Origin of the sequence: Micromonospora sp. CA-249363, from assembly GCF_050950185.1 — a bacterium.
Classification (GTDB): Bacteria; Actinomycetota; Actinomycetes; order Mycobacteriales; family Micromonosporaceae; genus Micromonospora.
This window is the reverse complement of record NZ_CP192020.1, coordinates 5,893,425-5,918,491: the sequence shown is the minus strand read 5'-3', so window position 1 is coordinate 5,918,491 and position 25,067 is coordinate 5,893,425. Positions and strand designations below refer to the sequence as shown.

Sequence of the window (25,067 nt, the reverse complement as noted above, 5' to 3'; positions counted from 1 at the left end):
CCATGCCGACCGGGGGACCCAACGGGGAGGACTCGTGGCCGTGAACCACCCGCCCGCCGACCGCCCGCCGGGCCGGTCGACGCGCATCGCGATGGTGGTCCCGCCCTGGCTGTCCGTGCCGCCACCCGGCTACGGCGGCCTGGAACAGGTGGTGGCCGGTCTGGTGGACGCGTTGACCGCGCACGGGCACGCGGTGACGCTGTTCGGCGCGGGTGAGGAGCACGGCACCGCCGCCGGCGGCTTCGTCTCCACCGTGCCGGAGGTGCAGTACGAACGACTCGGCGAGTCACTGCCGGAGCTGGCGCACCTGGCCCGGGTGAACCGCCTGATCACACCGGCTGACTTCGACGTGATCCACGACCACAGCACGATCGGCCCGCTGGTGGCCGGTCGCCGGTCGGTGCCGACGGTGGCGACCGTGCACGGCAACCCGGTGGGGGAGTACGGCGACGTGCTCGGCGACGCCGACGAGAACGTCGCCCTGGTGGCCATCTCGCACGCCCAGCGTCGACTCAACACGGGTCTGCCCTGGGCCGGCACCGTGCACAACGCGCTGGATCCGCGGGGCTTTCCGCGCAAGACCGAGCCGGGCCCCGGGCCGGTGCTGTGGCTGGCCCGGTTCAGCCCCGACAAGGGCCCGGACGTCGCCATCCGCGCCTGCCGGGAGGCCGGCCTTCCGCTGCTGCTGGCCGGCAAGTGCAACGAGCCGGCCGAGCGCCGCTACTACGAACAGGTCGTCGCGCCGCTCGTCGACGAGGACGTGACGGTCGTCTTCAACGCCGACCGTGCGGAGACCCTGCGGATGCTCGTCGACGCCCGCTGCCTCATCATGCCGATCCAGTGGGACGAGCCGTTCGGCATGGTGATGCTGGAGGCGATGGCGACCGGCACGCCCGTGGTCGCCCTGGACCGGGGCGCGGTGCCGGAACTGGTGCGACCGGGACGCACCGGGCTGATCTGCGGGGGCCCCGAGGAATTGCCGGCCGCGCTGCTGGCCGCCCGGGAACTGGACCCGCGCGACTGCGTGGAGCACGTCGCCGAGAACTTCTCGGTGGAGCGGATGGCGTACGGCTACGAGGAGGTCTACCAGCGCTTCGCCGTCGGCCGGGCCGACGTGCGGCGCACGGCCACCGTCGCGGTGCGCTGACCGCCTCCCTGCGGATCAGACACGTGCCGCGCCCAGTTCCGCGATCGCGGCGTCGAGCCGCTGCGCGTACGCCGCGCTGATGCCCCCCTCGCCGAGCCGGACGGCGATCTTCGCACGCAGCCGCGCCACCGCCGGCGCCAGCTCGTCCCGGCCGGAGCTGACGGCGGCAAGCATGTTGCCGAGCGACTGACGCAGGTCGAGGCCGACGTCGCTGCGGATCTCCCCGTCGCGCACCCCGGCGTCGACAAGCCCGTTGACGCGGATGCCGGCTTCGGCGAGGGTGCCCGGCGCGGCTGTCGACGCGACGGTGGGCGGCGCCGACGAGGGTGCCGGTTGGCGCGGCGCGGTGGTCGGCGGATCGGTCGGCGGAGCACTGGGTGGGGGCGTCGTCGGGCCGGCCGTGGGCCCGGCCCGACGAACCGGCTGGTCATCGGGGAGCAGGGACGCGCCGACGAGCGCCACGGCGACGGCGAGGACCACCGGGATCAGGAGCAGCGCCGGACGTCGGAGCGATCGGCCGGGGCGGTCCGCGGGCGGCGTCAGCGGTCGGGGCACGTCGTCGGCGCGTACCGCCGTCACGACGCCGACGGGTGCCGTCGGAGCGGCGCCGGCCGGTGGCGACTGCGCCGGCGGGGGTGGGGCCGGCACCGCGATCGTGGCGGTCGGCGGGTCGGGCATCAGCAGGTGGCCACGCAGCACGGTGGCGACCTGCCGGGCCGTCGGCCGGTCGGCCGGGTCGCGGGCGAGGCTGCGCAGGCAGATCCGGGCCACCTCGGGGGGCAGGTCCGGCACGCCGGCCAGCGTCGGGGCGGGACCGCCGGCGAGCGCGGCGCTGAGCTGCTCCCAGGTGTCCGCCGGGTACGGCACCCGCCCGGTCAACGCCTCGTGCAGCAGGACGCCGAGTGAGTAGACGTCGGTGGCCGGCTGGGCGGGCGCGCCGTCGAGGCGTTCCGGGGCGACGTACGCCGGGGTGCCGAACGTGCCGCCGTCCTCGTCCTCGTCGGGTGCGCCGATCCGGGTGGCGATGCCGAAGTCCAGGACCTTCACCCCCATCGCCGTCATCATGACGTTGGCCGGGGTGATGTCCCGGTGCACGATGCCCAGCCGGTGCGCGGCGGCCAGCGCGTCGGCGACCTGGGCGCCCACCTCGACGGCCTCGGGCCACGGCAGCGGCCCCTCGGTGAGCCGCAGCTCCAACTCCTCGCCGCTGAGCAGCTCCATCACGACGAACGAGGTGATGGAGCCGTCCGGGTCGACCGTCTCGCCGTAGTCGTGCACCGACGTCACGTGCGGGTGCACCAACTGGGCGGCGGCGCGCGCCTCCTCCCGCACCATGTCGCGGAACCGCGCGTCGGCGGCCAGCGAGGCGGCGAGCACCTTGAGTGCCACGAAGCGGTCGAGCACCTCGTCCCGCGCGCGCCAGATGACCGACATGCCGCCGGCGCCGATCTGGTCGATGAGTCGGTACCTGCGGGCCAGCAAGCGGCCCGGATGCAGTGCTGCCTTCACGGGATCGCACCTGCCCTCGGGGTGGGAGCCGTATCAGGTTGCGCGAATGTGTCCACCCTGTCAACGCCGACGGCACGGATCGTCGGCGGGCGGTGGCTGGGGTGCGCCGACCGACCGGTGGCGGCGGCCCGTGAGGCGGGCGGCGGGCCCGTGCCAGGATGAGGACATGGCTCCGGGACCGGTGGCGTTCGTACTCGGGGGCGGCGGAGTGCTCGGCGCCGTCGAGGTGGGCATGCTGCGCGCCCTGTTCCGCGCCGGCATCCAGCCCGACATGGTGCTCGGCACGTCGATCGGCGCGGTCAACGGCGCGCTGGTCGCCGCCGACCCGTCCGAGGCGGTGACCGACCGGCTGGTCCGGCTCTGGGCGTCGCCCGAGGCCAGCGAGGTGTACGGCGACTCGGTCGCCCGACAACTGCGCCGCTTCGCCGCCCGTACCCACCTGCACTCGCCTCGACCGCTACGTCGGCTGCTGGAATCCGAGCTGGGCGTGGACACCACCTTCGCCGATCTGCGGGTGCCGTTCCGCTGCTGCGCCGCCCACATCGAGCGGGCCGCCGAGCATTGGTTCACCAGCGGCCCGGTCGTACCGGCGGTACTGGCGTCGGCGTCGGTGCCGGGCCTGCTCCCGCCCACGGAGATCGACGGCGCGCACTACATCGACGGTGGCATCGTCAACTCCATCCCGATCGGCGAGGCGGTGGCGGCGGGCGCCGGCCAGGTCTTCGTACTCCAGGTGGGCCGGATCGAACGGGAGCTGACGCCGCCCCGGCGGCCGTGGGAGATCGCGCAGGTCGCGTTCGAGATCTCCCGCCGGCACCGCTTCTTCCGGGAGATGGCCGCGCTGCCCGAGGGGGTGGAGGTGCACGTCCTGCCGACCGGAGGGTTGAACCCGCGCGACGACACGCCGTGGGCGTACCGGGACATGGCGGCCGTGGGTCGCCGGATCAGCCGGGCGTACACCGCATCCCGCCGCTACCTCGCCACCCACGTGGAACGCTGATGCCGCTGCCTCCCAGGTGGTTACGGCGGTTGCTGATCGCTCCCGGCGTGGTGCTGCTGGCGATCGTCGTGGTGACCACGCTGCCGGTGTGGGCGTTGCTGGCCGCGGCTGCCTCACCGCTGGTCCCGGGCCGGCTGCGTCCGCTGCGGCTGCTCTGGATCGGCTGCGTCTACCTGGTCTGGGACGCCGCCGCGCTGCTCGCGCTGTTCGTCCTCTGGCTGGCCTCCGGCTTCGGCTGGCGCAGCCGGTCGCCGGGCTTTCAGCGCGCGCACTACGTGCTGGCCGGCTGGTTCCTGCGGGTGCTGTTCTGGCAGGCCCGCTGGTCGCTGCGGCTGAGCATCGACGTGGTCGGCACCGACCCGGACACCGCGCTGCCCGGCCGGCCCGAGCTGGTGCTGTGCCGGCACGCCGGGCCGGGCGACTCGTTCATCCTGATCCACGGGCTGGTCAACTGGTTCAAGCGGGAGCCGCGGATCGTCCTGAAGGACAGCCTCCAGTGGGACCCCGCGATCGACGTGCTGCTCAACAGGTTGCCCAACCGGTTCATCGCGCCCACCGCGGATCGCGGCGAGGAGACCGTACGGCAGGTCGGGCACCTGGCCACCGGCCTGGACGACAACGACGCCTTCGTCATCTTCCCGGAGGGCGGCAACTTCACCCCGAAGCGGCGACTGCGGGCCATCGCCCGGCTGCGCTCGCTGGGCCTCGAACGGATGGCGAGGCGGGCCGAACGGATGCGCCACGTGCTCGCCCCGCAGCCCGGCGGGGTGCTCGCCGCGTTGGACGCCGCACCGGACGCCGGGGTCATCTTCGTCGCCCACACCGGTCTGGACCGGATGCTCACCGTCGGCGACGTGTGGCGGGAACTGCCCATGGACAAGCGGATCGTGATGCGGTTCTGGTCGGTGCCGCCCGAGGAGGTGCCGACCGAACGGCAGCAGCGCATCGACTGGCTCTTCGACTGGTGGGCGCAGATCGACACGTGGATCGCGGCCAATCGGGACGTCGCCGCGTAGGGTGCGCTCGTGGACCAGATCTGCGTGGTGACGACGGTGGTGGATGCGCGTTCGGTCGCGGACGTGCTGGCGGCCGCGGCCGTCGCCGGGCGGCTCGCCGCCTGTGCCCAGGTCGGCGGTCAGGTGGACAGCACCTACTGGTGGCGTTCCGGGGTGGAGACCAGTACCGAATGGTCCGTGCAGTTCAAGACCGCGCCGGACCGGTTGGCCGCGCTGGTGGACCAGATCCGGGCCAGCCACCCGTACGAGGTTCCGGAGATTCTGGTGTCCAGGGTGGAGAGCGGTGACCCCGGGTACGCCGCCTGGGTGCACGACCACACCCGACCCTAGGTACGCCTACTCTGGGCCGTACCCCACCGGCCTGTCGATGATGACCGGGTGGACGACACCCGCTATCCCTGCCCCGCCTGTGGCGGCCCGGCCGATCTGAGCGCCGGTTGCGCCGGTTGCCACCGCCCACCAGACCCGACGGCGGCCGAGGTGGTACGACTCGGCCGGGAGGTGGCTCGGCTCGAACCGGAGGTCGAGCGGGCCCGCCGGACGTACACCGAGTTGGCGGGCCTGCTGGCGACTACCTCGCAACGGCGCGCCGAGTTGGCCGCCGTCGTGCGGGCACAGCGGTCGGCGGGGACTCCGGTCGTGCCGGCGACGCCGCTTGCCGCGGTCGTGCCGGCCGCGCCGCTCGCCGCGTCGACGCCGGCGGTGGGGACGCCGCCGCCCGGCGTGGCGGAGACCTCGACCCGGACCGTCCAGGGGTTGCTGTTCGTCCTGGGTGGACTCCTGCTCGGTACGGCGGCGGTGGTCTTCACGGCGGTGGCCTGGGCGGCCGTGGGGGTTGGTGGCCGGGCGTTGATCCTGGCGGCGGTCACGGCACTGGTTCTGGTCGTCCCGCTGCTGGTGGTTCGGCGGGGTCTACGGGGGACGGCGGAGACGTTCGCCGCGGTGGGCCTGTTGCTGGTGCTGCTCGACGGGTACGCCGCCTGGTCGGTGAACCTGGGCGGGGTGGCCGGTTGGCCGGGCACCCGCTACGCCGCGCTGGTCGGGGGGACCAGCGCGGCGGTCGCCGTCGCGTACGGGCGGCTCAGCGGGTTGGTCGGGCCCTGGTTCACCGCGCTGGTGGCGGCCCAGCCGGTGCTGCCGCTGCTCGCGGTGGAGGCCGAGGTCGGCGCGTCCGGCTGGGCGCTGGTGCTGCTCGGGGTGGCCCTGCTCGACCTGGTGGTGCTGGTCGCGTTGCGCGACGGGGTGGCGGGCACCCGGCTCGCCGGTCGGGTGCTCGCCGGAGTGGGTCACGTCGGCGCGCTGGTCGCCGCCGCCGCGTGTGCGCTGGTGCCGTTGCTGCTGGGGCGGGCGGCGGGTACCCCGTTGCTGGCCGGCGCGCCGTTGCTGCTGGTCGCGGTGACGGGGGTCGGCGCGGCGTGGCTGGTCGGTGGCGCGGCGCTGCGGGCGGTGGCCGCCGGGCTGCTGGTTCCGGTGCTCGCCGCCGCACTGCTGCGCCCGGTGGGCGAGCTGCGGCCGTCGCTGCTGCTGCTCGCGGCGTCGACGGTGGCGCTCGCCCTGGCCGGGGCGGTGCGGTTGCTGCCCACCGGTTGGCGTGCCGGGCCGCGAGCCGGCGCGTTGCTGGTGGCGGCCGGTACGGCGCAGATCGCCGCGTTGATCACCGGTGTGCTGGCGGTGGCGGCCGCTGCCCGGTCGCTGCCGCCGTGGCACGGGGCCGGTCGGGGGCCGGACCTGAGTTGGGGCTGGCAGGTGGCGCCCGCCGTGGCGCTGGCGCTGGCCGCGACCGTGTCACTGCTGCCTCGACGCCTGTGGGCGACGCTCGCCTCGGCCGGCGCGGTGGTCGTACTGCTCGCCGTACCGGCCGGGTGGACGGCGTCCTGGGCGACGGTGGTGACGGTGGACCTGGTGGGTGGGTCCGTGCTCCTGCTCGCCGTACTGGCCCGTCCGGCGACCCGGCCGGCGATCCTGCTCGGCTGGGCGTCCGGCGGCGCGGTCCTGCTCGGGCACGCGCTGCTGGTGGCGCTCGCCGATCCGGTCGGCGTGGCGGTGGCGTTGGGCACCGCCGGGGCGCTCGGGGTGGCGCTCGCGGCACGGCGGGGGGTCGGGGCGTACCGCCGGGTGGCGGGTGTGGGTGTGCTGGTCGCACAGCTCACGCTGCCCGGCGTCGCCGCGGCGGCGGTGTTCGCGGCCGGCGCGCCGCCGTGGTGGCAGGCCCGGGCGGCCCTGGCCGCCGCCGGGCTCTCGCTGGTCGCGGCCCTCGCGGTGCGTCGCCACCGGACCGACCTCATCGGGTACGCGGTGACGGGCTCGGTGGTCGCCGCGCTGGCGACCGGGGTCGCGCCGCTGCTGGCGGCGGGGGACGAGCCGGTGACGGTGTACGCCGCGCTGGCGGCGCTCGGTGTCGCGCTCGTCGCCCGCTGGGGCGACCTGTCGACCACCGGTGACGAGCCGGGCGGGCGACCGGCGGTCACCGGGTCGCCGGTGGTCGGCGCGCCGGGTGTGCTGGCGGCGGCGGGGATCGTACTGGCGGGGATCGCGGTACTGGCGGCCCTGCCGGCGGTGTGGGGGGCGTTGTTCGCCCCGTACGGCAACCAGGGACCGGTCTGGTCCGGCGCGCCGACCGTCGTCGCCGACCGAGGGCTGTTCCCGGCCGGGCTGGCGTTCGTCACGCTGGCGGTGGCCGCGGTGCTGGCCGGTTGGCGGGTACGCCCACCGCTGCTGGCCGCTGTGCCGTTCGCCGGTGCCGCGCTTGCGGTGCTGCTCGTCGCGGTGGGTGCGCCCTGGCCGGTGCTGCCGGCCGTCACCCTGCTCGCCGGGGCGTCCGCCCTGCTGTTCGCCGCTCTGGTGACGCCTCGGCGGGCGCTCGTGTCGCTCGTCGTACCGACGGGAGCGGTGCTCGTCGTGGCCGGGGTGACCGGCTTCCTGGCCACCCGGCCCGGCACGCTCGTCGCCGAGGGCGCGCTCCTGGTGGCGGCCGTGGTCGTCGCCGTCGGGGCGCGGGTCGGCGAGGTACGGGTCGCCGGCACCGTCGCGGCGGTGGGGGCCGCGTGCGCGTTGGCGGTGACGGCGCCGCTCGCCGCCGGGCAGCCGGTGCGGTCGGCGGCGTACCCGCTGCTGGGGGTGGCCGTGCTCGCCCTCGCCGCAGCCGCCGCGAGCGGCCTTCGCGTGCTCGTGGGGCGGGTGTTGGATGCCGCCGCGCAGGCGGTGGCGCTGGTGGCGGCGCTGCTCGCCGTCGAGTCGGCCCGGCATCTCGCGACGGTCTGCGTGCTGTGGGGGGTGGCCGTGGCGCTGCGGCTGCTGCGGCGGGGGGAGCCGGCCGGTCGACGGTGGCGGTTCGCGGCCGTCGCCGCGGTCAGTGAGCTGCTCGGGGCGTGGGTGCTGCTCGCGGCGGGCGGGGTGACGGTGCTGGAGGCGTACACCCTGCCGGCGGCGGCGCTCGCCGTCGGGGCGGGGCTGCTGGCGTTGCGGACCCGGCCGGGGCTGACCAGTTGGCCGGCGCTCGGTCCGGGGCTCGTCGCGGCGCTGGTGCCGAGCCTGGTGTCGGTGCTGGCCGGGTCGGACCCGCAGCCGTGGCGGCGGTTGCTGCTCGGGGCGGCGGCGTTGGGCATCGTGCTGGCCGGGGCCCACCGTCGCTGGCAGGCGCCGGTGCTGGTCGGGGGTGCGGTGTTGGCGGCCCTGGCGTTGCACGAGCTGGCCCGGGGCTGGGACCTGCTGCCCCGGTGGATCTACCTGGGCGTCGGGGGGTTGGCGCTGATCGGGTTGGCCGCGAGCTACGAGCGGCGGCGGCGTGACCTGGCCCGACTGCGCGCCGTGGTGGCCCGGCTGGGCTGAGTCGAGGTCGGGGGGTAGGGCTCGCCCTACCCCCCGTACGGGGGTTCCCAGGGTTACTCAGCGCAACTTTCTTGGGCAGGGTTGACGGTAAGCCCGGACCGCCCGGTCCGATCCACATGAAGCGGGGAGCAGCGATGGCGCTCGGAGCGGTGGCGGAACGGCCCGCACGACGGCGGGGTAGTGATTACGCACAGTTGTCCCGACGAATCGGCCAGGCCGGCCTGCTGGAGCGGCGGCCCGCCTCGTACGTGGCCCGGATCGTGCTCACCCTGGGCGCGTTCGTGGCCGGCTGGGTCGCCGTGGTCCTCGTCGGCGACTCCTGGTGGCAGGTGGCGCTCGCCGTCGTGCTGGCGGTCGCCACCACCCAGGTCGCGTTCCTGGGCCACGACGCGGGGCACCGCCAGATGTTCCGTCGTCGCCTCCCCAGCGAGCTGGTCGGGCTGGTCGCCGGCAACGCCGCGGTGGGGCTCAGCTACGGCTGGTGGGTCGACAAGCACAACCGGCACCACGCCAACCCGAACCACGAGGACGAGGACCCGGACGTCGGCGCTGGCGCCCTGGTGTGGACGTACGAGCAGGCACTGGGCACGCGGGGATTCGGTCGGTGGCTGGCGCGGCGGCAGGCGTACCTGTTCTTTCCGATGCTGCTGCTGGAGGGTCTGAACCTGCACGTGGCGAGCATCCGGGCGATCGTCGCTCGGGGGCCGGACGGCCGGTGGTCCACCCCGATGCGGCACCGCGCGGTCGAGGCGGCGCTGCTCGTGGCGCACACCCTCGGCTACCTGGCGTTGCTGCTGGCGGTCATGTCGCCGGGCAAGGCGCTGCTGTTCGCCGCCGTGCACCAGGGGCTGTGGGGCCTCTACATGGGCTGCGCGTTCGCGCCGAACCACAAGGGCATGCCGATGCCGACCGCCCAGGACGAGTTGGACTTCCTGCGTAAGCAGGTGCTGACCTCGCGCAACGTGCGGGGCAGCCGGCTGGTCGACACCGCGTTGGGTGGGCTCAACTACCAGATCGAGCACCACCTGTTCCCGAACATGCCCCGGGCCAACCTGCGTCGTGCGCAGCCGATCGTCCGCGCCTACTGCGCCGAGCAGGGCATCTCGTACACGGAGACGGGCCTGGTCGAGTCGTACCGGCAGGCGCTCGCTCACCTGCACGAGGTGGGTCGGCCGCTGCGGGGCTGACGAGGCCGTCGGCCGCTGCGCGGCTGCGAGCCGCGGCACCGGTAGGGTCGGCGCATGGCAGACCTGCTCACCGTGGAGACGGTGCGAGACGAGCTGGGTTGGCGGACGGGTTGGTCCCTCGGCCACCGGATCGGCACGATCATTCGGAGCGCCGCATGAGGTTCGAGATCAGCAAGGTGCTCGACGCCATCGAGGGGCGGGTCTGCACCGACCCGTCGCTGGCCCGGGCGGTGCTCGACCTGGCCGAGGTCATCCGTTACCAGGACATCGACGGCGGTCGGCCGGCGAGCCTGCTGCGCCTCGGGATGGTCATCGACGCGCTCTCCCGCGAGCTGGAGGAGGACAGCGTCCAGGTGTACGCGGTGGTGCACCGCGCGCTGCTCTCCGACGCCGACCTGACCTCCAACGAGCGGATGGTGGTGCGCCGCTGGGCGGACGACGGGCTGGTCGAGGTGCTCGACAACCCCGGCGACCGGATGCTGGAGGTGGCCGACCTGCTGGGCGTGCCGGTGCTCACCCGGGTCCGTTTCGACGGACTGCGCGGGCGGTTCCCGTGGCTGGTCGAGCAGCCCGGTCGGGTGGTCGCCCCGGTGCCGGGCGCGGGTGGCCCGGCGTTCATCGCGCACGTCGGCGGCGGGCACGTTCCGGTCGCCGGCAAGCGCTCGCCCACCGGGGCGAAGCTGCTGGCCCGCGAGTGGCGGTGCCCGGAGTCGGGTTGTGCGCTCTTCGGCAGCGGCGGTGGGGGCGGAGCGTTCGCCGACCTCGCCGGCGGCGCGGACCGCAGCCCGGCCGCGCAGGCGCCGCCCTCGCTGCGCAACGGCGTACCGACCTGCCCCCGGCACGGCGCGCGGCTCGGTGACGTGGGCCCGCGTCCGCGTACGGAGGTGCTCGCGGTACGCGTCGGCGGCCTGGTCCGGCGGCGGTTCGTGCTCAGCGAGGAGCAGCCGGTGGTGGCCGGCCGGGCGCCCGAGCAGGAGGGCGGGATCATGCTCGGGCAGTGGCTCAACGACGAGGCCCGGCGGTGGATCAGCCGTGGTCACGTCCACTTCGAGCTGCGGGTCGGTGAGGTCATCGTGACCGACATCAGCACCAACGGCTCGGGCATCCGACCGGCCGGGTCGATGGCCGAGTCGGACCGGATTCCGCTCGCGCCGCAGCAGTCCCGGGTGCTGGGCGAGAACGACATGATCGAGCTGTACCCCGGGGTGCAGATCGGCCGCGCCGAGGAACTGCCCACGGGCGCCCCGTTCACCCCCACCTCGGTGATGGCCGAGGCCCCCACGATGGCAATGCGCCTACCCCGCCCCTAGGCCCGCGCGCCCACCGGGCACCCCTGCGCGCGGTGATCATGAAGTTGTCGCCACGACACGCCGAGGCGACGGGCAACAACTCCATGATCACCGCGCGGGGAGCGGGGGTTACGCGGCCGCCAGCACCTCGGCCAGCGCCGTCAGCGCCTGGTCGATCTCCTCTTCGGTGATCACCAGCGGCGGGGCCAGTCGGATGGTGGAGCCGTGAGTGTCCTTGGCGAGGATGCCGCGCTCCATCAGCCGCTCGCACGCCTCCCGTCCGCTCATCAGCGCCGGGTCGATGTCCAGACCGGCCCAGAGGCCCCGGACGCGTACGCCGACGAGGCCCCTGCCGACCAGCCCTTCCAGGCCGACCCGCAGCCGCTCGCCCAGCTCGGCCGAGCGGCGCTGGAACTCGCCCGTCGCCAGCAGCCGTACGACCTCGGTGGCCACCGCGCAGGCCAGGGGGTTGCCGCCGAAGGTGGAGCCGTGCTGGCCGGGCTTGAGCACACCCAGCACGTCGGTGTTCGCGGCCACCGCGGAGACCGGCACGATGCCGCCGCCGAGTGCCTTGCCCAGCAGGTACATGTCCGGCACGACGCCCTCGTGGTCACAGGCGAAGGTCCGGCCGGTACGCCCCAGACCCGACTGGATCTCGTCGGCGATGAACAGCACGTTCCGCTCGGTGCAGACCTGGCGTACGCCGGGCAGGTAGCCCTCCGGCGGCACCACCACACCCTGCTCGCCCTGGATCGGCTCCAGCAGCACGGCCACGGTGTTGTCGTCGATCGCGGCGGCGAGGGCGTCCAGGTCGCCGTACGGCACGACCGTGAACCCCGGGGTGTACGGCCCGAAGTCGGCGCGGGCGTCCTCGTCGGTGGAGAAGCTGACGATGGTGGTCGTCCGCCCGTGGAAGTTGCCGTCGGCCACGATGATGTTCGCCTGACCGGCCGGCACGCCCTTGACCTGGTAGCCCCACTTGCGGGCCACCTTGATCCCGGTCTCCACGGCCTCGGCGCCGGTGTTCATCGGCAGCACGAGGTCCTTGCCGCACAGCTCGGCCAGCTCCCGGCAGAAGTCGGCGAACTGGTCGTGGATGAACGCGCGACTGGTCAGCGTCAGCCGGTCGAGCTGGGCGTGCGCGGCGGCGATGAGCTGCGGGTGCCGGTGCCCGAAGTTGAGCGCGGAGTAGCCGGCGAGGCAGTCCAGGTAGCGCTTGCCGTCCACGTCGGTGAGCCAGGCGCCCTCGGCCGACGAGATCACCACCGGCAGCGGGTGGTAGTTGTGCGCCGTCCAGCGCTCGGCGTCCCGGACCGCTCCCGGCGTACGCAGCTTGTCGTCCACGATCACTTGCTTGCCTTTCCCTGACGGAGTCGCAGCGTGCAGCACTTCGGTCCGCCGCCGGCCTTACGCAGCTCGGACAGGTCGACACCGATGGTCTCGTAACCCCGGTCGCGCAACTTGGCGGCCAGGTCGGTGGCCTGCGCGGGCAGCACGACGTGCCGTCCGTCGCTGACCGCGTTCAGGCCCAGCACCTCGGCGTCGGCCATGGTGGCGTGCACCGCCTCGGGGAAGAGCCGGCGCAGCACGGCCTGGCTGCCGGAGGAGAAGGCCTCCGGCAGGTACGCCACGGTCCGCTCGTCGAGGACGGTCAGCGCGGTGTCCAGGTGGTAGAAGCGCGGGTCGACGAGCTGCATGATGATCACCGGGTAGCCGAAGACCTCCTGCAACTGGGCGTGCGCGGCGTGGGCGGTCCGGAAACCGGTGCCGGCCAGCAGGACGTCGCCGGCCAGCAGGACGTCGCCCTCACCCTCGTTGACGTGCTTCGGGTCGTACATCTCGAAGCCGGCGGCCTCGAACCAGGCCCGGTAGGCCGGCGCCTCGTCGGCGCGCTGCGGGTCGCGGAACTGCACGGCCATCGCCTTGCCGTCGATCACGGTGCCACCGTTGGCGGCGAAGACCATGTCGGGCAGACCGGGCACCGGAGTGATCTCCTCGACGGTGTGGCCCAGGTCAAGGTACGTCTGGCGAAGCTGCTCCCACTGCCGGACGGCCAGCGCGGCGTCGACCGGCGCGTTCGGGTCCATCCAGGGGTTGATGGCGTAGTCGACGGCGAAGTACGTCGGCCGGCACATCAGGAGGCGCTGGCTGGTGGCGTCCATCGTCATTGTCCTGCTCCCAGGGGTCGGGCGCGCCCGGCCACCGTGGCCCACGGGCTGGCGCCGTTGCTCAACGTTATGCGGCGTCAGCGGCAGGATCCACCACCAAGAGTTGCGCAGACCGTAGATCCGTTGCGTGTGGTGGGTAGCCGGCCGCGATTCGTTGCGTGGATAGGTCGGCGAGGGCTGGTTGGCGTTGCGTCCAGGGGGCCGGGTGGTGGGTGCGGTCCCTTTGCTCTGCTTCAACGGGGGCAACACCTGGTGTCCGGTAATCGGACACGCGGTGTTGCCTGGGGTGAAGCAGAGCAAAGGGACCGAAGAAGGGAAGGGTGTGCCTGCGGCTCTTTTGGAGACGACCGTGCGCGAACGGACCCCGGACGCACTTCAGGGGCGGCGAATCGCCGCCCCTGAAAGGGTGTTGCCCTGCTGGTGAACCACCGTCGGGCTGCCGGCGAACCGCCGGCCTGCCGGTGCATCACCGGCGAGCGGAACAGTGCCCGCTAGAAGCGGTCCACAAACTGTGAGTCGAGCCACTCGCGGAGGCGCTGCACCCAGTCGCCGTCCGTGGTCGGCCAGACGAACTGACCGGTCATCGCCAGCACGCCTACCACCACGGCCGCCAGGCCGATGAGGATGCCGAACAGCGCGTCGGTCTTGCCGGCGACGTGCCGGCGGCGGGTCGCCATCAGGCCGAGCACCGAGAGCACCGCGCCGAACGCGCCGAGCCCGATGCCGTACCCGGCCAGGGTGCCGCTCAGCACGAACATCGCGCCCACGACGGAGACGATCAGGCCGAGGGTGGCGAGCAGGCTGGCCCGCGGCTTCGGGCCGCGCGTCACGGGCTCCGGCTCGGTGTCGCGAGCGGGGGTCGTGTCGACCGGACGGTCGGTCACGTCGGGCCGCCCGGTCGTGGTCCGGTCGAGGTCCGTGTCGCGCTCCGGCCGTCGGGTCGTACCGTCGAGGTCCTTGTCGCGCTCGATGGTCGGGACGGCGGCGGCGCCCGTCTTGGCGGCGAGCGGCCGGGCCTCGCCCTCCGTCGTGCGAGCGGTGTCGGCGCCGGTTTTCGTCGTGCGGCTGGCGTCGGACCGGGTCTCGGCCTCCGCCGGCCGGGCGGTGGCGGCGCGGGCCACGGCCGCGCGCTCCGCGGCCCGCCGCTCGGCCTCGCCGGTGCGTTCGGTCCGTCCGTCGGTCACCGTGGCGTCGCCGGTCGCCGTGGTGCTGCGGTACGTCGTCTGGTCGGCGTCCCGGTCAGTGACGACCGGTTGGCCGTCGTCGCCGGTCCGGCCCGTCTCGGTGACCGGGGTTTCGCGGCTGTCAATGTTTTCGTCCCGCGTCGGCGTCTGCTCGGACCGCCGGGACAGTGAAGGAATCCTGACCACTACACACCTCCTGATGAATGCGTGGTGGCCGAGGTTTCGGATGGCACCCACGCGGTACATCACGGGAGATACCCAGATGCTCGATGTCCGACACTCACCCCAACAGGCGCCAGGTCGCCGCTCCGACGACCCGGCGCCCGTGGTGCGTCCGGTCAGGCGGGCACCGTCCATTTCTGGTTGGCGCCGCCGGTGCAGGTCCAGATCTGGGTGGGGGTGGCGTTCGCCGAGGTGTTGTTCAGTACGTCCAGACACTTGTTCGCGCTGGCGCTCACCAGGTCACGGGCGGCCGTCGCGGTCCAGCGCTGGTTGAGGCTCCCCGTGCAGGACCAGATCTGCACCCGGGTGCCGTCGGCCGTGGTGTTGTCCCGGACGTCCAGGCATTTGCCCAGTGCCCGTACCGTGCTGTCGCTGCCGATCGTCCACTGCTGCGCGGCGCTGCCGTTGCAGTCGTACAACTGGACGGCCGTGCCGTCGGCGCTGTTGGCCGCCGCCACGTCGAGGCACTTGCCCCCGAGGCCGACGATCGCGCCGGTCCGTCCACCGCCTCCGCCGCCGGACTGGGTGCCCGACCAGGTGAAGGTCGCCGTGGTCCGAGCCGGCAGCGAGTACGTGAACGACTGCCCGCCCCAGGCCACCTTGATCGATTGAGCGCTGGTGCCGCCGTTGTGGGCGATCAGCGCCTTGGAGCCGTTCGGGTTGACGTACGCCACGTTCTGCACCGTGCCGTTGGCGGTCGAGTCGATCCGGTACGCCCCGGGCTGGACGAACTTCGTCAGGTGCCCGGTCGTGTAGTACTCGATCGTGTAGTCGACCTGGCCGGCTCGGGAGCCGCCCTCCTGCACGGTGACCAGGCCGGTGCAGGTGGCGCAGCCGCCGTTGTGCGGGCCCATCGACTGGTTGAGGGCGAGACCCCACTTGACCAGGCTGCCGCTCCAGTTCCGGGCGTAGTTCACGATGTCGCTCAGGTCCTCGTTGTGCTGGTTGCCGATCCAGGTGCCGCCGGAGTGCTCGGTGCTGAACTGGCGCACCGCCGGGTACTGGTTGTGCACCTGGGTGCCGACCGCCGGGTCACCGAAGTAGCCGTGCCAGGCGATGCCACCGAAGAGCGGGTCGTTGCGGACGCCGGCGTCGGCCAGCAGCACCGCGCCGAAGTTCGGGTTGTCGCCGTAGTTCCAGTCGTGCACCAGCACCTTCGTGGTGAGACCGGCGGCGCGCAGCGCGGGGTAGAGGTGGTTCTTGGTGAGTTCGACCAGCCCGGAACCGTTCCAGCTCATGCCCGGGTACGTCATCGCCGTCGGGTTGCCCGCCTGGCAGCAGTTCGGCTCGTTCTGCACCGACAGGTAGTTCACCGGGATGCCCGCGGCCTGGTACGCCTGCACGTACTTGACCAGGTACTGGGCGTACATCGGGTAGTACTCGGCCTTGAGCCAACCCATCTGGTCCATTCGGCCGTTGTCCTTCATCCAGCCCGGCGCGCTCCACGGCACGCCCATCACCCGCAGCGCCGGGTTGAGTGACCGGGCCTGCGCGGTCAGCAGCCGGACGTTCGTGTCGTAGCCGTTGGTGTTGAAGTCGTTGAGGTCGCAGCAGGTGTCGTCGAGAGAGACGTTGCCGGGTCGGGAGAGGTCCGAGGCGCCGATGGGATTGCGGACGAAGGAGAGCCCGATGCCGTCGGTCGGGGAGAAGAGTTTGCTCATCACGGTGTCGCGGGTGGTGGCGCTGATGGCACCGCCCCGGAAGAGGTACGCCGTGCTGTCGGTGATCGACGCGCCCCCGCCCTCGAACTGCTGGTAGCGGGTGTTCTCGTTGACCGTGATCGTGTGTGTCGCACCGCCGCTGCTCGCGGCGAAGGCGATCGGGGTCTGCTGCGCGAGGCCCCTGCTGACCTGGCGGCCACCCGAGTCCGAGGTGGTGGTCAGCCAGATGTTGACCTGTTCACCGGCGGCTGAGGCGGGAGCCGGCAGCCCGATCGCGGCGGCGGCCGTCGCGGTGCAGATCGCGAGTAGGGCCGCCGGGACGGCTCGGCGTCGGGGCCGCTGACGGTCAGCCGAAGGCGGGGGTACGGGGGCGACGGGCATTGGTCTTCCTCTCGCGCGGCGGTGTTGTCGGTGCCGGCCGGCGTGCTTAACAGTTAATATTCCTTAGTAATAGAAGTCAATAGATACCTCTGGACCGCTCACCGTCGCTTCGGCACCTGGCCCGCTCGGTGTGCCGGCGCGGCTGGCTATCCTTGGCACCCGTGCCAGAGGGACACACGATCCACCGCCTGGCGGCCCGGCACGCCGAGCTGTTCGCCGGTGACAAGCTGCACGCCGCCAGCCCGCAGGGCCGCTTCGCCGAGGGCGCCGCGCGGCTGTCCGGCACCGTCCTGGACGGCACCGAGGCGTACGGCAAGCACCTGCTGCACCACTTCGCCGACGAGCTGACCCTGCACGTGCACCTCGGGCTGTACGGCAAGTTCACCGACGGCTCCGGTACGCCCCCTGAGCCCGTCGGTCAGGTGCGGCTTCGGCTGGCCAGTGACCGGCACTGGCTCGACCTTCGTGGTCCGACCGCCTGTGAACTGCTCACCCCGCCCGAGGTCGACGCCCTGCGGGCCCGCCTCGGCCCGGACCCGCTGCGTGCCGACGCCGACCCCGAGCGGGCGTACGCCCGGATCTCCCGCAGCCCCACGCCCCTCGCGGCGCTGCTGCTGGACCAGTCGGTGGTGGCCGGCACCGGCCTGATCTTCGTGACCGAGGCGCTGTTCCGGGCCGGGCTGCCGCCGACGCTGCCCGGTCGGGCGCTGACCCGGGCCGGCTGGGACGCCCTCTGGGTCGACCTGGTCGCGTTGATGCGGCTCGCCCTGGAACACGGTCGGATCGACACCGTCCGCGACGCCCACCTGCCCGAGGCCATGGGTCGGCCGGCGCGCGTCGACCGCCACGGCGGCGAGGTGTACGTCTACCGCCGCGCCGGCGCTCCCTGCCACATCTGCGGCACCGAGGTCAGTCGTGGCGAGCTGGTCGGCCGCAACCTCTACTGGTGCCGTACCTGCCAGGCCGGCTGACCTTCGCCGTCAATCCCTGCCGAGCAGCCAGCGGACCACCTCGACCTGGTGCGTGAAGACGACCTGGTCGGCGATGCTCCAGGCCAGGCAGTGGCCGATCGTCCAGCCCCGGACCCGCTCGACGTCCAGACCGAGGTCGGCGCTGAGTCGGTCGAGCCGGTGCTCAACGGCGGCCGGCGAGTGACCCAGCTCCGGCCCGCGTACGAGTGGCACCACCGAGAACTCCCGTTCGCCGACCAGCGGCTTGGGGTCGATCGCCAGCCAGGGGGCACGCTCGGCGGCGAGTACGTTGCCGGCGTGCAGGTCCTGGTTGACGAGCACCTGCTCGCCCTGGCTCGCCGACAGGTCGGCCAGCAGGGCGCGCGCCGCATCGAGAAGCCGCCGCTCGTACGGCCGGCCGGCCCGTTCCCACCTGCGGGGCATCCGGTCGAGCCAGCCGGCGGCCTCCTCGGCGAGCGGGGTGAACGGCGCTCCGGCCGGACGCCAGAGTCGGGGGAGCAGGTCGACCGCCGCGTCCAGTGCCCGGTCCAGCGGCAGCTCGTGCAGGGGCGTACCGGGACGGCAGCGCTCCACCAGCAGCGCGCGCCGCTCGACGTCGTGAGCGGGCAGCCGGATCGCGCCGTCGCCGGCCCAGTGGGCGAGCGCGTCGGCCTCGTACCGACTGTCCTCGTCCGGGAACTGGACCTTGAGCACCGCCGCCGTACCGTCGGGCAGGTCGGCGGGGAGCGCCAGCGAGGCGTACGCGTACCGGAACGGCGGACCGAGCCGCAGCGACCACCGCTCGGCGCACTCGGCCACCAGCGTCGGCAGGTCGGTCAGCCAGGCCCGGCCCACCGCTGACGCTCGTACCCAACCAAGCCCCTCGGGCAGTTCCATCCCGTCATCCTGCCCCGAGCGCGACAGACGGGGTGGACACCGGATCGGGCATCCAGGAGCCTGTCCTGATGCGACCGGGGCCGTTCTTGCGGGAAAGCCTGCTGCGCGCCGGGATGCGCGACGTCGTCGCGGTCGAGCCGGCGGCTGGCGGGCTCGCGGCGCTCGCGGGTATCGCCACCCGCCGGGACGCGCCGTCGGTGTTCGTCAAGGCGTTCGCCGAGACGCCGGCCGACGACGTCTTCCTTGCGGAGGCCGACGGGTTGGCCGCGCTGCGCGACCTGGGCGGCGTGGCGACGCCCGAGGTGATCCTCGCGGACCGGGACGTACTGGTGCTGTCGCTGCTGCGACCGAGGCCGAGCGGCGCGGAGTTCTGGGAGCGGTTCGCGCACCTGTTGGCCCACCTGCACGTCAGTACGACCCATCCGCGCTTCGGTTGGCACCGGGACAACTGGCTGGGGCGTCGCCGACAGGTCAACACCTGGAACGACGACGGATTCGCGTTCTTCGCGCAGCATCGGCTGCTCCGCTGGCTCGGCGAGCCCCGGGTCGACGCCGCGCTCGACCCACAGGACCGGGCGGCGTTGGAACGGCTCTGTTCGCGGCTGCCCGAGCTGCTGCCGGCCCGGCCCGCGTGCCTCACGCACGGAGACCTGTGGGCGCAGAACATCCTGGCCACGCCGGACGGGGAGCCGGCCCTGATCGACCCGGCGGTGTCCTACCTGTGGGCCGAGGTCGACCTCGCCCACGTCTGGACGACGGCGCCCCCGCCCGAGGCGCGGCGCTTCTTCGACGTCTACGCCGAGCTGACCTCGCTCGACGACGGTTGGCAGGCCCGGATGCCGATCGTCCAATTGCGACAGCACCTCGCGGTGCTGGCCCAGTTCGACGACGATTGGGGCGCTGCCGACCAGATTCGTGCCACGCTCGCACCGTTCCGCGTATCCCCACCGACCAGGAGGTCCCCTGTGACACCCGATGACGAGAAGTTCCTCCGCCGCGCCGTGGAGATCGCCAGCCAGGCCGGCGCGTCCGGCGAACGGCCGTTCGGCTCGTTGCTGGTCGACGCGGACGGTGTCGTCCTCATCGAGGATCACAACACCGTGGTCTCGGACTCGGACATCACCGCCCACCCGGAGCTGAAGTTGGCCCGCTGGGCCGCCCGGGAACTGTCCGCCGAGGTGGCGGCCGGCACCACCATGTTCACCAGCTGCCAGCCCTGCCCCATGTGCGCGACCGCGATCGACCGCTCCGGCCTCGGCCGGGTGGTGTACGCGCTCTCCAGCGAGCAGTTCGAGGAGGTCAAGCCGGCCACCCCGCCGCTGCCTCCGGTGCGCTACGAGGGGCCGGCGCTGTTCGAGGAGGCTCGCCGGCCGATCGACGACCACTACTAGGGTCCGGGCGCGAATTGACAGTGAGCCGGCTGCCGGAGCAGGGTCTAGGGGTGACAACGATGTCAACGGGCAAACGGGATGATGTTCTTCATGATCCTTGTCGCGCCGTACCCACATCGGTTGGCCGGTTCCGGGCGTACCGTTAGCGGGTTTGCCGGCGCGGACCCGGTTCGTCCGCCGATCCTTGCCGTATGCCCCTTCGCTCCTCGACGGTGACCAGCTGAGATGACCCACGCGCCCCGCTTCGACGCCGAACCGACCCCTGCCCCGGCAGGGACGGCCGACCTGCCCGACCTGGACGGGTTCCTCGCCGACCAGACCCGCACGCTGCTCGACACGGCCCGCCGCTCGGTCCGGCCCGAGGGTGGCTTCTGGTGGCTGACCGACGACCGCACCCCGGACCGGGGCGAAGCCGTCTACACCTGGATCACCTGCCGGATGACCCACGTGGCCGCGCTCGCCCACCGCAACGGCGACCCGGATGCCGCCGCCATCGTCGACCACGGCGTCGCCGCCCTCGACACGCTCCTGCGCGACGACCGGTACGGCGGCTGGTTCAAGGCGGTGGACCAGCAGGGCACGCCGACCGACGAGCGCAAGGCCGGGTACGACCACGCCTTCGTGCTGCTCGCCGCGTCCAGCGCCGCCCGCGCCGGGCGACCCGGCGCCGACCGGCTGCTCGCCGACGCGCTCAGCGTGGTCCTGGACCGGTTCTGGGACGACGAGGCGGGCGCGGTCCGCGAGTCGTGGAACCGCGACTGGACGGTCACCGAGGACTACCGGGGCGCGAACAGCAGCATGCACATGGTCGAGGCGTTCCTCGCCGCTGCCGCCGCCACCGGCGACACGAGCTGGACCGACCGGGCGCTGCGGATCGCCACCCACCTGGTGCACACCGAGGCCGCCCGGCACGACTGGCGGCTGCCCGAGCACTTCACGGCCGACTGGACGCCGCTGCTCGACTACAACCGGGACCAGCCCGCCGACCCGTTCCGGCCGTACGGCTCGACGATGGGCCACTGGCTGGAATGGGCGCGGCTGCTCCTCGAACTGGAAGCCGTCCTGCCGCAGCCGCCGGGCTGGCTGCTCGCCGACGCCCGTACCCTCTTCGCCGCCGCCCTGCGACGTGGCTGGGCGGTCGACGGCGCGGAGGGCTTCGTCTACACGATCGACTGGGACGACCGGCCCGTGGTCCGCTCCCGGATGCACTGGGTGCTGGCCGAGGCCATCGGCGCGGCGGTCACCCTGTACCGCCGCACCGGGGACACCGTCTACGCCGACTGGTACCGGGTCTTCTGGGCGTACGCGCGCCGCTACCTGATCGACGGCACCGGCTGGCGGCACGAGCTGGACGAGCGGAACCTGCCCGCCGACACGGTCTGGCACGGTCGACCGGACGTCTACCACGCGTACCAGGCGGTGCTGCTGTCCCGCTCGGCCGACGGTCTCGGTGGCCCCGGCCCGCTCGCCCCGGGCGCGGTGACCGCATGATCGTCGTCGCGGGAGAAGCCCTCATCGACCTGGTGGTCACCCCGGACGGGCAGCGGGCGGTACCGGGCGGCTCGCCGGCCAACGTGGCGGTCACCCTGGCCCGGCTCGACCAGCCGGTACGGCTGCTGGCCCGGCTCGGCCCCGACGAGTACGGCCAGCAGATCGCCGAGCACCTGGCGGCCAACCGGGTGGACCTCCAGTGGGCCGTCCGTGCGCCCGAACCCAGCTCGGTGGCGGTCGCCACGCTGGACGTGACCGGCCAGGCCAGCTACGAGTTCCGGCTGGAAGGCGCGGCGGACTGGCAGTGGACACCGCAGGAGCTGCCCGATCTGGCCGGCTCGTCGGCGATCGCCTTCCACACCGGGTCACTCGCCCTGGCGCTCGCCCCCGGCGCGCAGGCGTTGGAGGGACTGCTCGCCCACGAACGCGAACGCGACGCGGTCACCCTCTCGATCGACCTCAACCTGCGGCCGAGCATCGTCACGGACCGGGCCGCCGAGCAGCGGCGGGTACGCCGACAGGTACCCCTCGCGCACCTGGTCAAGGCCAGCGACGAGGACCTGGCCTGGCTCTACCCGGACCGCTCGATCGCCGACGTCATGGCCGAGTGGCGCGAGGCCGGGGTGTCCTGTGCGGTGGTGACCCGCGGCGGTGAGGGCGCGTGGCTGCTCGCTCCGAACGGGGCGCTGCACGAGCAACCCGCCGTACCCACCACGGTGGTGGACACCGTCGGCGCGGGCGACTCGTTCACCGGTGGCCTGTTGGCCGCACTGGCCGACATCGACGCGCTCGGCGACCGGCCGACCGACCGGCTCGCCGCCGTGACCGAGCAGCAGTGGACGGCGGTGCTGCGCCGGGCGGCGACGGTGGCCGCCCTGACCTGCGCCCGCCGAGGCGCCAACCCCCCAACTCAAGCCGAGGTAAAAGCCCTCCTGGAATCCCCACGCTGACCCCGCCCGCCGCCCTGCCCCGGGGCGATCACGGACTTGTGGTCGCCGCTTGATGGTGCTTTACGGCACACGTGAGGCACCACAAGTCCATGATCGACCGCGGCGATGTCGGCGTCGCTCCGAGGCCTCCGCGATCTTGCACTTTCTGTGGCGACAGAGCGGGTGAAACTCCGCGAATCAACAACAGAAAGTGCAAGATCGCGAGGGTTTGGGTGGGTGTGGGCTCGTGCTCGTCGCCCACCTCGGCGATCTTGCACTTTCTGTTGCGACAAAGGGTGCGTTTCTGGGCAGAGCGACAGCAGAAAGTGCAAGATCGGCGCGGGGGTGGGGGTGGGGGTGGGGGTGGGGGTGGGGGTGCGGGGTGGGGGTGCGGGGTTAGGGGAGGCCTCGGGGTAGGAGGCGGGTGGGGAGGACTGTTGTCGACGGGGGGCTGTCGTCGCCGGCGATCCGCTCGAAGAGGCGCTCGGTGGCCACCCGGGCCAGCTCACGCGTGTCGTACGCGACGACGGTCAGCGGCCGGGGCATCAGGTGGGCCAGTTCGAAGTCGTCGAAGCCGACAAGCGCCGCGTCGCTGCCCCGGCGGTGCAACTCCTGCAGGGCCCCGACGGTCAGCCGGTTGTTGCCGCAGAAGAAGGCGGTGGGAGGGTTCGGGGAGTCGAGCAGCGCGCCGACCGCCCGCCCGGCGTCCTCGGGAGCGATCAGGCGGTCACGTACCAGTGACTCCTCCGGCTCGATCCCGGCGGCCGCCAGAGCCGTTCGCGCGCCGACCAGTCGCTCGCGCATGGTGGGCACGCTCGGCGCGCCGAGCAGGAGAGCCACCCTCCGGTGCCCCTCGCCGAGCAGGGCCTCGACCCCGGCTCGGCCACCGCCGGAGTTGTCCAGCAGCACCGTGTCGGCGAGCAGCCCCTGCGGCGGCCGGTCGAGGAAGACCACCGGCATGCCCAGCTCCACCTCGCGGCGCAGGAACGAGTGGTCCGGGCCGGCCGGCACGACCAGCAGCCCGTCGACGCGGCGCTGGGTGAAGTCCTGCAGGACGGCGCGCTCGCGCTCCGGGTCCTCCTCGGAGGAGGCGGTGATCAGCATCGTGCCGTGCGCGGCGGCGATCTCGGCGGCCACGCTCGCGATCGTGGCGTAGAACGGGTTGGCGATCTCCTCGATCAACAGCCCGACGGTGGCGTTGAGCTGCCGCGAGCGCAGGTTGCGGGCGATGTCGTTGCGCCGGAAGCCCAACTCGGTGATGGCGGCGAGCACCCGGCCGAGCAGCTCCTGACCCACCGGCTCGTCGTTGACCACGCGGGAGACCGTCTTCAGGCTTACTCCGGCGTGCCGGGCGACATCGACCATGGTCGGACGTCGGCGCGCGGCGGACCTGGTCGGAGTCTGCGTCACGGGGTGGACCTCCACGGCGGGCGCGGGTCAGCGATCGAGAGCGGCGAGCGCGTCGACCGCCTTTCGGGCGGCGATCAGCACCGGATCCCAGACCGGCGCGTACGGCGGAGCGTAGCCCAGGTCCAGTGCGGTCATGTCGTCCACCGTCATGCCGTTCCACAACGCGACGGCGAGGGTGTCGATCCGCTTGGCCGCCTCGGACCAGCCGACGATCTGCGCGCCCAGCAGACGGCCGCTGGGTCGTTCGGCGATCAGCTTGACGGTCATCGGCCGGGCGCCGGGGTAGTAGCCGGCCCGGTTGGTCGATTCGGCGATCACCGAGACGAAGTCGAAGCCGGCCGCCGAGGCGTCCCGCTCCCGCAGGCCCGTCCGACCGACCTCCAGTTCGCAGACCTTGGTCACGGCCGTGCCGATCACGCCGGTGAACGTGGCGTACCCGCCGCCGATGTTGACGCCGGCCACCCGGCCCTGCTTGTTGGCGTGGGTGCCCAGCGGGACGTACACCGGCATCCCGCTGACCCGGTGCAGAGTCTCCACGCAGTCACCGGCCGCCCAGACCCCCGGAAAGCCGGGGACCCGCATCCGCCGGTCCACCCGGATCGCGCCGGTCGGCCCGAGCGGCAGCCCGGCCGCCTCGGCGAGCCCGACGTTGGGGCGTACGCCAAGACCCAGGACCACGACGTCGGTCGGGATCGGCCCCTCGGCGGTGACCACGGCGGACACCCGGCCGTCCCGCTGGTCGAGGCCGGTCACCGCCAGGCCGGTGCGGATGGTGATGCCGAGGCCGCGCATGGCGTCGGCGACGAGTTCGGCCATGTCCTCGTCCACCGTCGACATGGGTTGCGCGGCCTGCTCGACGAGCGTGACCGACAGGCCCCGCTGGATCATCGCCTCGGCCATCTCCACGCCGATGTAGCCGCCGCCCACGACCACCGCCCGACGCGGCTGCGGCTCGGCGTCGAGCCAGTCGCGCAGCGCCGCGCCGTCGTCGAGGGTCTGCATGCCGAACACGCCGGCCACGTCCACCTGCGCCCACGAGGGCTTGGTCGGTGTCGCGCCGGTCGCGTACATCAGCTCGTCGAAGCGTTCGGAGACCTCGCCGCCGTTGTCCAGGTCCCGGGCGACCACCTCGCGCCGTTCGAGGTCGATGGCTGTCACCTCGTGGCGCATCCGCACGTCGATGTCGAACTTCGTGCGGAACGTCTCCGGCGCGCGGGCGATCAGGTGCTCCGGGCCGGGCACGAGCCCCGAGATCCAGTACGGAATGCCGCAGGCCGAGTAGGAGGTGAAGTGACCCCGTTCGAAGACCACGATCTCCAGGTCGTCCCGGTTGCGACGGCGGCGTGCCTGGGACGCCGCCGACATGCCGGCGGCGTCCCCGCCGATGACGATCAGTCGTTGCGCCAC

The 25,067-nt window shown here is 73.1% G+C and carries 19 protein-coding genes; 11 read left to right on the top strand and 8 right to left on the bottom strand.

The features are described from left to right. Positions 1-91: 91 nt before the first annotated feature. Entirely contained in the window at positions 92-1,147 is a 1,056-nt protein-coding gene (locus tag ACQPZK_RS26335; RefSeq protein WP_433539326.1) for a glycosyltransferase family 4 protein, read from the top strand. A 15-nt stretch (positions 1,148-1,162) separates the two neighbouring features. Here ACQPZK_RS26335 and ACQPZK_RS26330 read toward each other — a convergent pair whose 3' ends face one another. After that, positions 1,163-2,656, bottom strand: coding sequence for a serine/threonine-protein kinase (locus tag ACQPZK_RS26330; protein WP_433535511.1), 1,494 nt, complete (start codon positions 2,654-2,656; stop codon positions 1,163-1,165). 166 nt (positions 2,657-2,822) lie between these two features. Here ACQPZK_RS26330 and ACQPZK_RS26325 point away from each other — a divergent pair, with 166 nt between their 5' ends. The 6 genes from ACQPZK_RS26325 to ACQPZK_RS26300 all read left to right on the top strand — a co-directional run bounded on the left by ACQPZK_RS26325 (position 2,823) and on the right by ACQPZK_RS26300 (position 10,997). Further along, the gene (locus tag ACQPZK_RS26325) at positions 2,823-3,656 is read left to right on the top strand and encodes a patatin-like phospholipase family protein (protein ID WP_425890925.1); all 834 of its coding nucleotides are present in this window, start codon (positions 2,823-2,825) and stop codon (positions 3,654-3,656) included. Continuing rightward, positions 3,656-4,672 (top strand): 1-acyl-sn-glycerol-3-phosphate acyltransferase, encoded by a 1,017-nt coding sequence (locus tag ACQPZK_RS26320; RefSeq protein WP_433535510.1) that lies wholly within the window; start codon positions 3,656-3,658, stop codon positions 4,670-4,672. The genes ACQPZK_RS26325 and ACQPZK_RS26320 overlap by 1 nt, the downstream gene beginning before the upstream one ends. Before the next feature lie 9 nt (positions 4,673-4,681). Then, the gene (cutA, locus tag ACQPZK_RS26315; protein ID WP_433535509.1) at positions 4,682-5,002 is read left to right on the top strand and encodes a divalent-cation tolerance protein CutA; all 321 of its coding nucleotides are present in this window, start codon (positions 4,682-4,684) and stop codon (positions 5,000-5,002) included. Positions 5,003-5,050: 48 nt separating this feature from the next. Next, a complete protein-coding gene (locus ACQPZK_RS26310) occupies positions 5,051-8,500 on the top strand; it encodes an SCO7613 C-terminal domain-containing membrane protein (protein ID WP_433535508.1) in 3,450 nt (1,149 codons plus the stop codon). Positions 8,501-8,634: 134 nt separating this feature from the next. Beyond that, complete coding sequence (locus ACQPZK_RS26305; protein WP_433535507.1) at positions 8,635-9,687, top strand: fatty acid desaturase family protein; 1,053 nt, start codon at positions 8,635-8,637, stop codon at positions 9,685-9,687. Positions 9,688-9,842: 155 nt separating this feature from the next. Further along, a complete protein-coding gene (locus ACQPZK_RS26300) occupies positions 9,843-10,997 on the top strand; it encodes an FHA domain-containing protein (RefSeq protein WP_433535506.1) in 1,155 nt (384 codons plus the stop codon). 108 nt (positions 10,998-11,105) lie between these two features. Here ACQPZK_RS26300 and rocD read toward each other — a convergent pair whose 3' ends face one another. The 4 genes from rocD to ACQPZK_RS26280 form a co-directional block, all read right to left on the bottom strand. Continuing rightward, entirely contained in the window at positions 11,106-12,323 is a 1,218-nt protein-coding gene (gene rocD, locus ACQPZK_RS26295; protein WP_433539325.1) for an ornithine--oxo-acid transaminase, read from the bottom strand. Next, a complete protein-coding gene (ddaH, locus tag ACQPZK_RS26290; RefSeq protein ID WP_433539324.1) occupies positions 12,323-13,138 on the bottom strand; it encodes a dimethylargininase in 816 nt (271 codons plus the stop codon). The genes rocD and ddaH overlap by 1 nt, the downstream gene beginning before the upstream one ends. Before the next feature lie 497 nt (positions 13,139-13,635). After that, complete coding sequence (locus ACQPZK_RS26285) at positions 13,636-14,514, bottom strand: thrombospondin (RefSeq protein ID WP_433535505.1); 879 nt, start codon at positions 14,512-14,514, stop codon at positions 13,636-13,638. 152 nt (positions 14,515-14,666) lie between these two features. Further along, positions 14,667-16,592, bottom strand: a complete 1,926-nt coding sequence (locus ACQPZK_RS26280) for a ricin-type beta-trefoil lectin domain protein (RefSeq protein ID WP_433535504.1) — start codon at positions 16,590-16,592, stop codon at positions 14,667-14,669. A 161-nt stretch (positions 16,593-16,753) separates the two neighbouring features. Between ACQPZK_RS26280 and ACQPZK_RS26275 the strand changes: the two genes are divergently transcribed. Further along, complete coding sequence (locus ACQPZK_RS26275) at positions 16,754-17,563, top strand: Fpg/Nei family DNA glycosylase (RefSeq protein WP_433535503.1); 810 nt, start codon at positions 16,754-16,756, stop codon at positions 17,561-17,563. Between the two features lie 9 nt (positions 17,564-17,572). Here ACQPZK_RS26275 and ACQPZK_RS26270 read toward each other — a convergent pair whose 3' ends face one another. Further along, positions 17,573-18,439 carry an aminoglycoside phosphotransferase family protein gene (locus ACQPZK_RS26270; protein WP_433535502.1) on the bottom strand — a complete coding sequence of 289 codons (867 nt, stop codon included), beginning with the start codon at positions 18,437-18,439 and terminating at the stop codon, positions 17,573-17,575. A 68-nt stretch (positions 18,440-18,507) separates the two neighbouring features. Here ACQPZK_RS26270 and ACQPZK_RS26265 point away from each other — a divergent pair, with 68 nt between their 5' ends. The 3 genes from ACQPZK_RS26265 to ACQPZK_RS26255 all read left to right on the top strand — a co-directional run bounded on the left by ACQPZK_RS26265 (position 18,508) and on the right by ACQPZK_RS26255 (position 22,271). After that, on the top strand, positions 18,508-19,830 hold the full coding sequence (locus tag ACQPZK_RS26265; RefSeq protein ID WP_433535501.1) for a fructosamine kinase family protein: 1,323 nt from the start codon (positions 18,508-18,510) through the stop codon (positions 19,828-19,830). Positions 19,831-20,055: 225 nt separating this feature from the next. Beyond that, entirely contained in the window at positions 20,056-21,321 is a 1,266-nt protein-coding gene (locus ACQPZK_RS26260; RefSeq protein WP_433535500.1) for an AGE family epimerase/isomerase, read from the top strand. Then, complete coding sequence (locus ACQPZK_RS26255; RefSeq protein WP_433535499.1) at positions 21,318-22,271, top strand: carbohydrate kinase family protein; 954 nt, start codon at positions 21,318-21,320, stop codon at positions 22,269-22,271. Before ACQPZK_RS26260 ends, ACQPZK_RS26255 begins: the two co-directional genes overlap by 4 nt. 375 nt (positions 22,272-22,646) lie before the next feature. Here ACQPZK_RS26255 and ACQPZK_RS26250 read toward each other — a convergent pair whose 3' ends face one another. Continuing rightward, positions 22,647-23,615: a LacI family DNA-binding transcriptional regulator gene (locus ACQPZK_RS26250; protein ID WP_433539323.1), complete on the bottom strand. Its 969-nt coding sequence runs from the start codon at positions 23,613-23,615 to the stop codon at positions 22,647-22,649. 72 nt (positions 23,616-23,687) lie between these two features. Beyond that, the gene (locus tag ACQPZK_RS26245) at positions 23,688-25,067 is read right to left on the bottom strand and encodes an FAD-dependent oxidoreductase (RefSeq protein ID WP_433535498.1); all 1,380 of its coding nucleotides are present in this window, start codon (positions 25,065-25,067) and stop codon (positions 23,688-23,690) included.